This window comes from Cognatishimia sp. 1_MG-2023, from assembly GCF_030548175.1.
In the GTDB taxonomy this organism is placed as follows: domain Bacteria; phylum Pseudomonadota; class Alphaproteobacteria; order Rhodobacterales; family Rhodobacteraceae; genus Cognatishimia.
On the sequence record NZ_JAUORX010000003.1, the window covers coordinates 191,417 to 204,712 of the forward strand.

8 protein-coding genes are annotated in these 13,296 nt (G+C 51.0%); all 8 read right to left on the reverse strand.

Features of this window, described 5'->3' with window-relative positions; genetic code table 11:
* Positions 1-2: 2 nt before the first annotated feature.
* A complete protein-coding gene (locus Q4544_RS06280; RefSeq protein ID WP_303504644.1) occupies positions 3-1,529 on the reverse strand; it encodes a SpoVR family protein in 1,527 nt (508 codons plus the stop codon).
* Positions 1,526-2,848 carry a YeaH/YhbH family protein gene (locus tag Q4544_RS06285; RefSeq protein WP_303504645.1) on the reverse strand — a complete coding sequence of 441 codons (1,323 nt, stop codon included), beginning with the start codon at positions 2,846-2,848 and terminating at the stop codon, positions 1,526-1,528. The genes Q4544_RS06280 and Q4544_RS06285 overlap by 4 nt, the downstream gene beginning before the upstream one ends.
* A 7-nt stretch (positions 2,849-2,855) precedes the next feature.
* A complete protein-coding gene (locus tag Q4544_RS06290; RefSeq protein ID WP_303504647.1) occupies positions 2,856-4,790 on the reverse strand; it encodes a PrkA family serine protein kinase in 1,935 nt (644 codons plus the stop codon).
* 402 nt (positions 4,791-5,192) lie between these two features.
* The gene (locus Q4544_RS06295; RefSeq protein ID WP_303504648.1) at positions 5,193-6,215 is read right to left on the reverse strand and encodes an NAD(P)-dependent oxidoreductase; all 1,023 of its coding nucleotides are present in this window, start codon (positions 6,213-6,215) and stop codon (positions 5,193-5,195) included.
* A gap of 2 nt (positions 6,216-6,217) precedes the next feature.
* Complete coding sequence (locus Q4544_RS06300) at positions 6,218-8,830, reverse strand: nitrate reductase (protein ID WP_303504649.1); 2,613 nt, start codon at positions 8,828-8,830, stop codon at positions 6,218-6,220.
* Positions 8,827-9,159: a nitrite reductase small subunit NirD gene (gene nirD / locus Q4544_RS06305; RefSeq protein WP_303504650.1), complete on the reverse strand. Its 333-nt coding sequence runs from the start codon at positions 9,157-9,159 to the stop codon at positions 8,827-8,829. The genes Q4544_RS06300 and nirD overlap by 4 nt, the downstream gene beginning before the upstream one ends.
* Positions 9,156-11,597, reverse strand: coding sequence for a nitrite reductase large subunit NirB (gene nirB, locus Q4544_RS06310; RefSeq protein ID WP_303504651.1), 2,442 nt, complete (start codon positions 11,595-11,597; stop codon positions 9,156-9,158). Before nirB ends, nirD begins: the two co-directional genes overlap by 4 nt.
* Positions 11,598-11,601: 4 nt before the next feature.
* Positions 11,602-13,296, reverse strand: coding sequence for an ABC transporter ATP-binding protein (locus tag Q4544_RS06315; protein ID WP_303504652.1), 1,695 nt, complete (start codon positions 13,294-13,296; stop codon positions 11,602-11,604).

The following is a 13,296-nucleotide window of genomic DNA, read 5'->3' on the forward strand; positions in this document are numbered from 1 at the left end:
CATTACGCAGCTGTCGATACATGTGAAACACGTGCACCGCTTTCTTGATCCAAGGCTGTCATGCTGACGTTATAGCCCCAAAGCCGACGGACGTGTTTTAACACCTCGTCGCGGTTTTTCGGGTCTAGAATGATACCCTCGCGAACCGCATGGGTCAGTTTGAGTTCCCGATCACCGCGTAAATCCGCATCTTGAACTTGTATGTCAGGCTCTTGATAGGCCAAATCATAAGACTGCGCCAAAGAGCTCCGAATATCGCGATAGCCCTGCTTGTTGTGAATTTGGCTAACCACCAAATTGGCTTGTTTGGCATCATCCGCGATCATGAACAGTTTGAACTTTCGGATCAGATTGGGTGAAAGGTACTGAAGAATAAAGCTTTCGTCGCGGTAATTTGCCCATGCGTCGCGCATGACCGCTTTCCAATCAGGATCCCCCGCAAATCCAGGAAACCATTCACGATCTTCGTCAGTCGGGTTTTCGCAAATGCGCCGTATATCCTGCATCATCGCGAAGCCAAGCGCGTAGGGGTTAATCCCGCTATAACGTGGGTCATCGTATTCTGGTTGCAATACCACATTTGTGTGGCTGTGCATCATTTCCAAATAGGACCCTTCGGTGATCAAACCCTTTTCTCGTAAACGATTAATAATGAAGTAATGCGTAAACGTGGCACAGCCTTCGTTCATCACTTTCGTCTGTTTTTGGGGGTATAGATATTGGGCAAGGTAGCGAACAATCCGCAGTAGCTCACGTTGCCAAGCCTGAAGGGAAGGGCTGTGTTTTTCTAGGAAGTATAGGATGTTCTCTTGCGGTAGGTTCATCTTGCCCTGCCGTTTTGCCAGCGCTTCATCGCTTGGCGTTTGATTATTATCCTCGCTGGTCATGGTGCTATCCGTCCATAGATCCAGAACGCTTTTTTGACTTACATATCCATCGCGTTGGCGTTGCATCGCCTGCATTTCCTGCGCCGTCGGCCGAGGAGGGCGCCCATACCGGAACACGCCCTGTGTTTGCAAAGAATGTGCGGCATCTAGGATTTCTTCGACCGCGTCTAAGCCATATCGTTCTTCGCAGTTGGCGATGAAGTTCTTGGCAAATGCTAGATAATCATGAATCGCGGCGGCATCCGTCCAGTTTTGAAACAAGTAGTTGTTTTTAAAGAAATGATTATGCCCAAATGCGGCATGTGCCATGACCAGAGTTTGCATCGACATGGTGTTTTCTTCCATGTTGTAGCTGATGCAAGGGTTGGAATTAATGACAATCTCGTAGGCTAACCCCTGACGTCCGGTACGGTAGAGCGCTTCATCTCTGGCAAAGCGTTTCCCGAAAGACCAATGTTGATACATCAGCGGCAGACCAACACAGGAATAGGCGTCTAGCATTTGTTCGGAACTGATGATTTCAATTTGATTTGGATAGACATCTAAACCAAGTTCCCCGAGCGCAATTTCTTCAATCGCATCGTGGGCTTTGCCCAATAGTTCGAACGTCCACTCTGGGCCATCAAATAAGAGTTTGCTCAACGTGCGGTCTCCTTTTTTCCTGCGGCGAATAGGTCTCGGAATATGGGATAGATGTGCCCGGGTTCTGCAACGCGGCGGATTTCGAACTGCGGGAATTGAGTGTGCACTTTGCGGAAATTTTGCCAAAGGTCAGCGCCTTCATCAGCATTGTTCAGAAGTTTTTCATCTTCTTCACCGACGATTTCGACATAAGCGTAATACTGGCAGATCGGTAGCAATTCTTGCGTCAGAAGTGCTGCGCATTTTTCACTGTCATTACCAAAGTTCTCACCGTCAGAGGCCTGTGCGCCATAGATGTTCCACTCATCCGTCGGGAAACGCTCATCAATGATTTCTTTCATTTTGGCCAGTGCTGTACTGACAATGGTGCCACCGGTTTCGCGGGCATAAAAGAACGTCTCTTCATCCACTTCCTGAGCGTGGTGCGTATGGCGGATGAATACGACCTCTGTGTGCTCATAGGCACGCTCAAGGAAGAGGTGGAGTAGCATAAAGAACCGCTTGGCTAAGTCCTTTTCCCGCTCTTGCATTGAGCCTGACACATCCATCAAGCAGAACACGACAGCCTTGGAATTTCTGATCTTTTCCGGAACGTTTGTGTCATACCGTAGGTCGATTGGGTCAATGTAGCCCACCAGCTTTCTACGCCGATCCAGCAGCGTGAGCTTTTCTTGCAGAGCTACGATCCGAGCTTGTTCTTCCTCATCGGGCGTTGGGGTACTTTCCAGCTCTTTAAGTTCATCAACAATTGCCTGATAGGCGGCAACAGAAGGCCGCTGCAAGGCAATGCGACGTCCTAAAGAATTTCGCATGGTTCGAATAAGATTAAGGTTATTTGGAGTACCAGCAGTCGTTAGACCCGCACGGCGCGTGCCAACTGTTTCTGTTTCAACTGTGGTTTTCTTAACAAGATCAGGTAGTTCTAATCCTTCGAATAGGATTTCAAGATATTCTTCACGCGTCAGCGAGAATGAAAATCCGTCTTCCCCTTCGCCATCTTCTGATGCCTTGCGTCCACCTTCACCAGCGCCGCCTTTAGGGCGAGGGATGGTATCACCGACAACAAAATCTTTGTTGCCCGGTAAAACATGTTTGCGAAACCCACCTTTGGGTGAATGGGCGAAATGCGGTTCTTTGATCCCCCGAGCGGGAATAGTAACCTGTTCAGCGCCTTCGAGGTCAGCGCCGGTTACAGACTTTTCACGCACCGATTTATCGACCATCTTTTTGATGTTTTCTTTGGCGCGTCTGAGAAACCGTTGCCGGTTTCCCAAACTTTTGCCTTTTGGATTAGGGCGTCTGTCTATGAAATGGTGCATTCAGCAGTCACCCCGCTTTGTTGACGCGCATATACCATTCTACTAAGCGGCGGACTTGCCGCTCGGTATAGCCATGGCCTTTCATCCGTTTGACGAATTCCATGTGCTTGCTTTCAGTGTCGCTGTCTTTCTTGCTGCCAAAACTGATGACAGGCAGCAGTTCTTCGACCTGACTGAACATGTGCTTTTCAATGACATCGCGCAGTTTCTCGTAGCTGTGCCATGCTGGGTTTTCACCGGTATTGGCGCGGTTGCGTAAAGAGAATTTGACAACTTCGTTTCGGAAATCCTTGGGATTAGATATGCCGCAGGGTTTTTCAATTTTGGACAGTTCGGCATCTAGGATTTCGCGATTATAAAGCTGCCCTGTATCGGGATCTTTGTAATCTTGTTCTTCGATCCATGCGTCCGCGTAGGAAATGTATCGGTCAAAGACGTTCTGGCCATACTCCGTGTAGCTTTCTAGATAGGCCTTCTGAATTTCGCTGCCTATGAATTCCTCGTACCGAGGCGCCAGCTCTGTTTTGATGAATTCCAGATACTGCGTTTCAATCTCTGTCGGGAATTGTTCGCGTTTGATCATTTGCTCGAGAATATACATCAAATGCACTGGATCAGCGGCAACTTCAGTCGTGTCATAGTTGAACACGTTTGATAGAACTTTAAAGGCAAATCGAGTGGACACGCCATTCATGCCTTCATCAACACCTGCGGTGTCTTGGTACTCTTGAACGGTCTTGGCCTTTGGGTCCGTGTCTTTCAGGCTTTCACCATCGTAGACGCGCATCTTGCTATAAAGGTTAGAATTTTCGTGTGGCTTTAACCGAGAGAGCACAGAGAAGCGGCTTAGAATTTTGAGTGTCTCTGGCGCGCATGACGCCTCTTTCAGTTCTGAATTTTCCAACAACTTTTCGTAGATCAAAGCTTCTTCACTAACGCGCAGGCAGTAGGGCACTTTAACGATACTGACGCGATCAATGAAGGCTTCGTTGTTTTTGTTATTCTTAAACTGTTGCCATTCGCTTTCGTTGCTATGCGCTAAGATCAGGCCATTGAAGGGAATAGCACCGAAGCTTTCGGTCCCCATATAATTACCTTCTTGGGTCGCTGTTAGCAGCGGATGCAGCATTTTGATCGGCGCTTTAAACATCTCAACAAACTCAAGAATACCTTGGCTGGCACGGTTCAGACCGCCAGAGAAGCTGTAAGCATCCGGGTTATCCTGGCTGAAATGCTCCAGCATTCGGATGTCGACTTTGCCCACCAAGGTTGAAATATCTTGATTGTTTTCGTCGCCTGGTTCGACTTTGGCTACACATATGCGGCGCAAGCGAGATGGATGAATTTTAACAACACTGAATTTCGAAATGTCACCGCCGAATTCGTCCAATCGGCGGACGGCCCAAGGTGACATCAGGCCGGGCAGGCGGTGCTGCGCAATTCCGTATTCTTCTTCTAGCAGCTTGCCCATTTTCAACGGATCGAAAAGGCCAAGGGGGCTTTCGAATATTGGACTAAGATGCTCACCCGCCTTCAGAACATAGATGGGCTGTTCTTCGATAAGGCGCTTTAATCTTTCTGCGAGAGAAGATTTGCCCCCGCCAACAGGGCCAAGAAGGTAGAGGATTTGTTTGCGTTCCTCTAAGCCTTGGGCGGCATAACGGAAGTACCCGACGATACGTTCAATCGTATCTTCCATCCCGTAGAAATCTTTGAAGGCTTCGTACCGTTTGATTGTACGGTTTTGGAAAATGGGTCCAAGTCGTGTGTCTTTGGATGTGTCGACCAGTTCTTCGTGGCCAATGGCTTGTAACATGCGTTCTGCGACGTTGGCGTACATGCTTGGATCATCGCGGCAGGCGAGCAAGTAGTCTTGCAAAGACATTTCCTGTTCGCGGGCGCCTGAGTACTGTTCTGCGAAAAGCTCGACGATATCCTTCATTCGGTCATTACCTCCTAAGAAAAACTAGCCCGGATCCTCCTCGGGTTTGGGGTGACGGCGCACAGCCTAATGCAAACGGAATTCACCGATCTTTAATGGCAACGCAGACTGCGCGAATGTTCAGAATTAGCTCGATGTTGCCATTTGGTCCGACCGGTAGCGTTATCCCGAAAGTACGGGAACTTATTGAAGCCATTGGCTTTTTGGTCGGTCTTTATATGTCAATGGTACACGAAAAGTTCCGATCTTTCTATATGAATTTGTTACGTTTCACTGGAATTGCCAGAGCAGCTCAATAAAACGTGTTCAATTTCACTAGATAGGTGAAAGCGGAAAAAAGTGTTAAGGACAGCAAATATTTTTCAACGATGACAATTATTGAACCACCATCTGTGCTTTATCTTAAGCAGGTTGGTCTTGTTTTTCAGCGGTTTCTCTAGAAGTTGCGAGCAGCCATTCAACATGAAATTCTGTGTCAGAATTTAGGGTAAGCTGCAGTGTTTCGCATCCTGCAGATTGACAGTTTCGAAGCCAGACTACGTTTTTCCCACCGCTCGCGGCACGTTTCACAAATGAAACACTCATGCGCATTGGCCAGGGTTCTGTACCATTTGCACCGCCCAACAAATGGCGTTCAGCATCACGACGAGCCAATTCAAGAATCGCTTGGTCGTGTTGTGTTTCAAAAAAGATGTCATCGGCTTCTTGCAAGCGCTCGACTGCGCGCAAGGATATTAGGTCGGCTGCGCGGGCCGAGGTGTCAATAATAGTGATACTGCCCTTAGCAGGTAAATGGCGTTCGCTTCGGATCATCTCTTTCAGGTCCGAAATGGCCTGACGTTCAGCACCGGACTTAAACTTTTGCCAGATAGATCCGGTAAACACGTCTCGCCAGAAACCGCGCCGTTGGTTGCTGGGCACATAACGCGCAACCATATCGCGGAGGTTTCCTGCGGCTGCTGCAAAACGACCAATATTTGGATCTAGCATCTGTTCAACGCGGGTCTTGATGCGTCGCCCTAGCACCGGCGCGGTTCCCTCTGTACCAATAGCAACAACAACAGGATCGCGATCAACGATAGACGGCGTCGTCACGTCGCAAAGGGTAGGGCGGTCGACGACATTGACTAAGGCACCTGTCTGTTTTGCAAGATCGTGAATGCAAACATCGGCAACGGGACTGCCCGTTGCGATGAACGTTAATGGCGCGCCTTTGAATGTCTCCGGAGAGATTGACCCTGAAACCTGTTTTATCCGCCCTTTGTTAATCAGTGCCCGAAGTTCATCCTCGGGTGCCTCTGCTAACAGATCAATCTGCACGTCCGTTTTCAGCAGCAGGCGGCATTTCTGTGCGGCTTGCTCTCCTTCGCCAGCCACCACAAACCGGCGGCCAGAGGTTTTGAAGAACATTGGAAAACTTTGCATGGCTACTCCGCTGCTGTTTTTAGCGCGCTTTGTTGCAGAAGTGCAGACAGCTCTGGCCGACATGATCCGCAATTGGTACCGGCCTGCAGAGCATTGCCAATCTGTTCAACAGAGATCAGTTGATCTTTGTGTATCGCGCGCAAGATCGTATTTAGTCCGACATTAAAGCACGCGCAAACAACCGCGCCGGGATCTGGCTGATCATTTCCAGGACGTCCTGCTAGAATTGGTGTGTCCGTGCCTAGTGCATTTCCAAGGAATGGGCGCGAAACCGCAACCGGAGCGTGTGAAGTGAAGAGGGCGGCAACCACTTTTCCATCTTGGGTAAACGTTGCACGAAAAGTTGCTGGGTGAGGTCCCTCTACAACGCAAATGTCATCTGCTTTTACACCAAACAAATCCTGCGCAAAGCTTTTCCAATCCGAAGGCAGCTCCGAATTGGCAAGCTCATATTGCCAGCCGCTCTCGGTTTTTGCTTTAGCCCAATAGGCGACGTTTGGTTCAAGTTCAGCCTTACAAATCGCGTATCCATACCATTTTGCCGGAAAGCTGCTGACTTGAACCGGGCTTGCCTTGCTTTCTGGTTGGCCCGAAACCGGATCAACATTTGCTGAAACCAATGCATTGATCCGGCCCATCGGAGCGGAATCTTCTGTCCAATGCAGCGGCGCGAAAACGGTCCCTTTCTGGGTCCGGTCGGTGATCAAAGCCCGTAGTGTGGCCTCTCCATGGGGGCTGGTTACACGCACGAGGCTGGATGGTTTGACAGATAGGCGCAGCGCATCCTCGGGGTGCAACTCAAGATAAGGCTCGCCCATGTGGCGTGTTAGCCTAGGGGATAGGCCCGTTCGCGTTTGCGTATGCCAATGATCACGGATACGGCCGGTGTTGAGGCGGAATGGGAATGCATCACTGGTGCTTTCGGCGGGTGCCCTATGGTGGATAGCAAGCATATTTGCCTTGCCGCTAGGCGTATAAAACGCTCCATCTGCGAAGAAGCGGCCACCCATTTTCGTTTTCGAAATAGGCCATCGTGTTGGGGCGAGGCTGTCGTATTCTAAATCGGAAATCTCTGCCAAGCCCGAAATATCAAAGTCTTTACCTAGAGCCGCAGCTTTGCCAGACAAAGCTGCGTGTTCTCTGAAAATCTCGCTAGGCGAGCTATATGCAAAGGCGTCTTCCCACCCCATGCGCTTTGCAACATCGCAGATGATTTGCCAGTCATGACGTGCTTGACCGGGGGCCTCTAGAATTGATCGCTGACGGCTTATCATCCGGTCGCTGTTTGTAACGGTTCCGGTTTTTTCGCCCCAGCCGGTTGCTGGCAGTAACACATCTGCCACTTTGGCAGTATCAGTTGTTGCGTACATGTCCGAGACGACAACAAACGGGCAGTTATCAATCGCTTTTCGCACGCGGTCTGCTTCGGGCATCGATTGCGCCGGATTGGTACACATCACCCAAAGGGCTTTTATCTTGCCGCTTTCGACTGCGTTGAACATGTCGACAGCTTTTAATCCTGCACTTTCCGGAACCGTAGGCGACTGCCAAAATGATTGAACCGTCTGTCGGTGCTCATCGTTTTCAATATCCAGATGAGCGGCGAGCATATTTGCCAATCCACCAACTTCGCGGCCACCCATCGCATTGGGCTGGCCTGTGGCTGACAAAGGCCCCATTCCAGGGCGGCCGATGCGTCCGGTTGCAAGGTGGCAATTCAAGATGGAATTAACCTTGTCAGCCCCGCTTGTGGATTGGTTCACCCCTTGAGAGAAGACTGTCACCGTTTTCTCGGTGCTTAACCAAAGCTCGGCGAAGGCCGCCAGATCGGCCTCGGTTAGCCCCGTTGCTGATATATCCGATAGGCGTGCGGCCTCGACCGCTGCATCGAAATCATTAACGTGGTTGGTCACAAATTCATCTGCAACAATTCCACGGTCGACGCTTTGCGCCAGTAGGTGATTAAACAGCGCGACATCGCTTCCGGGTGCAATCTGTAGATGCAGGTCAGCTAGATCGGTTGTGGCTGTGCGACGGGGGTCAATATTGACCACTTTCATATTAGGTCGCGCCGCTTTGGCCGCCGCAATGCGTTGATACAAAACAGGATGGCACCAAGCCAGATTGCTACCCACCAGAACGACCAAATCGGCCTCTTCTAAATCTTCGTAGGTTCCCGGAACGGTATCTGTACCAAATGCGCGTTTGTGGCCGGCAACAGTGGATGCCATGCATAATCTGGAATTCGTATCAATGTTGGCTGTTCCGATGAAGCCTTTGATCAGCTTATTCGCCACATAGTAATCTTCGGTCAGCAACTGTCCTGAAACATAAAATCCGACGGCATCCGGGCCATGTTCGGCGATGACACCACGAAATTTGTTTGCAACCAAATCTAGCGTTTCATCCCAACCTGCTTCGCGGTCACCGATCATCGGCGCAAGAAGCCGACCCTCTGTACCAAGGGTTTCACCCAGCGCAGACCCTTTTGAGCACAAGCGCCCGAAGTTTGCTGGGTGATCGGCGTCGCCGCTTATGGTGACACCCTCAGGACCGGGAGCAGCAATTACGCCGCAACCCGTCCCGCAATAAGCGCAGGTGGTCTTGATTGTCATGCGGCAGTCCTTGCCTGTAGCGCTTCGCCATCTAATAGCAAACGCCCAGTTTCGACTTTGATCGCAAAGGTGGAAATTTGCCCCTCGTCGGCCCCCTGTGCTTCGCCGGTTTCCAGCGAGAACACCCAGTTATGCAAAGGGCAGGTAACGCTTTTCCCATGCACGATACCCTCGCTTAGAGGGCCGCCTTTATGCGGGCACCGGTCAGAGGTCGCGAAAACCTCGTCCTCTGCTGTACGGAAAACAGCAACACAGCCCACAGCGGTTTTAACGATCCGCGCGCCCAAAACGGGAATGTCGTCGAGCGATCCAATATCAAGCCAGCTCATTCTGCGGCCTCCAAAGTTAGATTTGCCAATGGGTTGAATTTTGGTGCTTCTTCCTTGCTGGCCAGTTTGGCCCAAGGATCATCGCGGTAGACGCTTTGCGAAATCTCAAACCGCTCGGCTAATGCCTTTCTGTTGTCCAGATCGTCAACGATGGTCTCTTTGCACCAATCCAAGCCAACCTTTGCGACCCATTTGAACACACGATCCAAGTATTTTCCGTTTTCACGATAGGCTTGGGTAAAGGCAGAGATGATCTCAATGGCTTCTTCTTCGGTCTCGACCTTACACAACAGCTCGGTCTGTTTGACCTCCATGCCAGCAGCACCTGCTACGGAAATTTCAAACCCGGAATCGACACAGACAACGCCGATGTCTTTACATGTTGCTTCTGCACAATTCCGTGGACAGCCTGAGACCGCGAGTTTCAGTTTATGCGGTGCCCAAGATCCCCATAGGTGTTTCTCTAACTTAATACCTAGGCCGGTACTGTCTTGCGTACCAAAGCGGCAATGATCTTTACCGACACAGGTCTTAACTGTCCGCAAACCCTTGGAGTAGGCGTGACCAGAAACCATGCCAGCTTTGTTTAGATCAGCCCACATGGACGGAAGGTCTTCGCCTTTGACGCCCAACAGGTCAATCCGCTGACCACCGGTGACGTGAACCGTTGGTACGTTGTATTTGTCTGCGGCATCCGCAATGGCGCGCAGCTCATCTGGCGTGGTCATGCCACCCCACATACGTGGGACGACGGAATAGGTGCCGTCCTTTTGAATGTTCGCGTGTTTGCGTTCGTTCACAAATCGGCTTTGTGGGTCATCTTGATACTCAAGCGGCCAATCCGACAGCAAGTAATAGTTTAGGGCAGGGCGGCAGACATGGCAGCCGTTTGGAGTGCTCCAGCCCAACTCCTGCCACACAGCGGCCTGCGATTTCAGCTCTTGGCTTTTGATCAAACGACGCACATCTTCGTGCGTTAGATCGGTACAGCCGCAAACCGATTGCGCGGCAGGCATGACAAAGTCATCACCCAAAGTTGTTGCCAAGACCTGCTCCACCAAACCTGTGCAGGTTCCGCATGATGCGCTGGCTTTTGTGTTCGCGCGAATAGCGCCTAAATCTGTGGCACCGTCTTGAATGGCCTCTACGATCTGCCCCTTGCATACACCGTTACAACCGCAGATCTCCGCATCAAGCGGTAAGGCTGCAACGGCCGCCATGGGGTCCAGCGAGTCGCCCCCTTGGTAGGCGGGGCCAAAGATCAAAGTTTCGCGCATTTCGGAAATGTCGGTTTTGTCTTTGATCAGGCCGAAGAACCAATTCCCATCTGCTGTATCACCGTACATGACGGCGCCGACCAGCAGATTTCCTTCAAGAACCAACCGCTTGTATACGCCCCGAGCTGGGTCGCGGAAAACGATGTCTTCTCGACCTTCTCCTTCGGAGAAGTCCCCAGCGCTGAACAAATCGCAGCCCGTTACTTTAAGTTTCGTGGCGACTTCTTTTGGTTCAAAGCTCGCGCTTTCATCCAACAGGGTTTTTGCCACAACTTTTGCTTGGTCATAAAGTGGTGCAACAAGACCAAAGAGTTGGCTGCAATGTTCGACACATTCACCAACAGCCAAAATATCAGGGTCAGAGGTCTGCATTTCGTCTGAAACAGTAATCCCGCGTTCAACGGCCAGACCTGCGTCAACCGCAACTCGTGTTTCAGGACGGATACCAACCGCCATCACAACCAAATCAGCCGGAATGACTGTCTTGTCTGCAAGCAAAACACCTTCGACCTTATCTTCACCAAGAATGGCAGAGGTCGATGCTTGGCATTTGATTTCGATCCCTTTGTCTTCCAAGGCACGACGCAATAGGTAACCCGCTGCCTCGTCCAGTTGGCGTTCCATCAGGTGACCCATCAGGTGGATCACAGTCACGTCCATTCCGCGTGCTTTCAATCCCGCCGCTGCTTCCAATCCCAAAAGCCCGCCACCAATTACAACAGCTTTGGCACCGGGCTTTGCACTGGCATCAATCATTGCATTGGTGTCTTCGAGATCGCGGTAGGCGATCACACCGGGCAGGTCTTTGCCCGGAACGGGAATGATAAAGGGGGCCGAGCCAGTCGCAATCAATAGCTTGTCATACGCAACTTCGCCGTTTTGCCCGACGACCACTTTGCGCTTGCGGTCAATCTTGGTGATGTACTCACCAAACCGGCAGGTCACACCATTTTCAGCGTACCATGCGTCGTCATGCGTCACGATCTCTTCAAATGCTTTGTCGCCGGACAATACAGGCGAAAGCATAATGCGGTTATAGTTGCCGCGGGGCTCGCCGTTGAATAGCGTGATGTCGTATGCGTCTTTGTTGGTTTCGACCAGATGTTCGATAACCCGACCCGAAGCCATTCCGGCGCCGACAATAATCAGTTTCTTTGTCATGTATTCACTCCGCTGCGATCTGGGACTTTGTCCCATCCGGTGTGGGCTTTGGTTTTGGCTTTGCACCGCCTTCGTATTCCTCAAGGAAATCAAGAACATCTTGGCGGTACTTGTAGTAGTCAGGATGCTCTAGCAGTGCTTTACGCGTGCGTGGTCGTGGCAGGTCCACATCCACAATCTTGCCGATTGTTGCCTGTGGGCCGTTCGTCATCATGACAACGCGGTCGGCCAATAGAATGGCTTCGTCGACGTCATGGGTTACGCAGATGGCTGTCACTTTTGTGCGGTCCCACACTTCCATCAGCACCTCTTGCAACTCCCAGCGTGTCAGGCTGTCGAGCATGCCAAAAGGTTCGTCCAGCAACAAAAGTTTCGGGGAAAGTGCAAAGGCGCGAGCGATCCCAACGCGTTGTTTCATACCGTTGGACATCGAATGCGCCGGTCGGTCCATTGCGTCAGCCATTCCGACCCGTTCAAGGTAGTATTCGACAACGTCCTGACGTTCGCCTTGGCTGGCCTTTGGATAAACTTTGTCGACACCAATCGCGACGTTTTCTTTGGCAGAGAGCCATGGAAACAGGTTCGGCGATTGGAACACAACAGCCCGTTCTGGGTCCGCACCTTCAACGTGGCGACCATCCAAACGAATAGCCCCTTTGGAAATGTCGTTGAGGCCAGCAGCCATCGTCAGAACAGTCGACTTGCCGCAACCGGAGTGTCCGATCAACGAGATGAACTCACCCCGATTGAGTTTCAGGTTGAAGTCTTCGACAACCGTCAACGGACCTTTTGGTGTTGGATACACTTTGTGAAGTTGCGAGAAATCGAGGAAGTTCTTGTCGATCATCCCTTTCTGAGCATCCGCAACAGCCTTTGGTGCACCATGAATAGGGGTCACATCTGGCAAAACGCGTGTGCCTTCAACTTTACCCTCAATACCCACATCCATCAGATATTTGGTGACATCGGCGCGAAGCTTTTTGAAGGTGTCGTTGTCATTCATTTCGATACGGTCGCGTGGGCGTTGAATGTCGACTTTGAACTCTTCACCCAATGTTCCGTCTGGATTCAGCGCGATAATCCGGTCGGCCAGAATGATGGCCTCGTCCACATCGTTAGTGATGAGAACGCAGGTCTTTTTGTCGGCCTGCCAAATTTCTTCAATCTCATCCGCGAGATTTGCGCGCGTTAGAGCGTCAAGCGCGGACAGAGGTTCATCCAACAAAAGGACTTCTGGGTTCATCGCCAAAGCGCGGGCCACATTCACCCGTTGACGCATACCACCGGACAGCTCCGCTGGGCGACGCGTTGCAGCGTGGCTTAAGCCAACCATCTTGATGTAATGCGCGACTTTTTCGGCTTTTTCAGCCTTTGGCATCTTAGGGAAAACTGAATCCAGCGCCAACATGACGTTCCCTTGCACCGTCAACCACGGCATCAAAGAATAGCTCTGGAAAATCACCCCGCGTTCCGGGCCTGGGCCAGTGATAGGCAGGTCCTTGAATGTAACTTCGCCCTTTGAAGGGGCCTCAAGACCCGCCATCAAGTTGATTAGGGTGGATTTTCCGGTACCGGAGAACCCGAGCAGAACAAGGAACTCACCCTGTTTCACTTCTAAGTTGATGTCTTTCAATACATCGGTGCGGGCTGTGCCCTCACCGAAGCTCTTGCTGACATTTGTAAATTTCATAATGCTCAT

What these genes read in the sequence shown, in the direction of transcription:
- nirB (WP_303504651.1), bottom strand. Translation starts at nt 11,597, where the DNA reads ATGACAAAGAAACTGATTATTGTCGGCGCCGGAATGGCTTCGGGTCGG.
- Q4544_RS06315 (WP_303504652.1), bottom strand. Translation starts at nt 13,296, where the DNA reads ATGAGCATTATGAAATTTACAAATGTCAGCAAGAGCTTCGGTGAGGGC.
- nirD (WP_303504650.1), bottom strand. Translation starts at nt 9,159, where the DNA reads ATGAGCTGGCTTGATATTGGATCGCTCGACGACATTCCCGTTTTGGGC.
- Q4544_RS06300 (WP_303504649.1), bottom strand. Translation starts at nt 8,830, where the DNA reads ATGACAATCAAGACCACCTGCGCTTATTGCGGGACGGGTTGCGGCGTA.
- Q4544_RS06290 (WP_303504647.1), bottom strand. Translation starts at nt 4,790, where the DNA reads ATGAAGGATATCGTCGAGCTTTTCGCAGAACAGTACTCAGGCGCCCGC.
- Q4544_RS06295 (WP_303504648.1), bottom strand. Translation starts at nt 6,215, where the DNA reads ATGCAAAGTTTTCCAATGTTCTTCAAAACCTCTGGCCGCCGGTTTGTG.
- Q4544_RS06285 (WP_303504645.1), bottom strand. Translation starts at nt 2,848, where the DNA reads ATGCACCATTTCATAGACAGACGCCCTAATCCAAAAGGCAAAAGTTTG.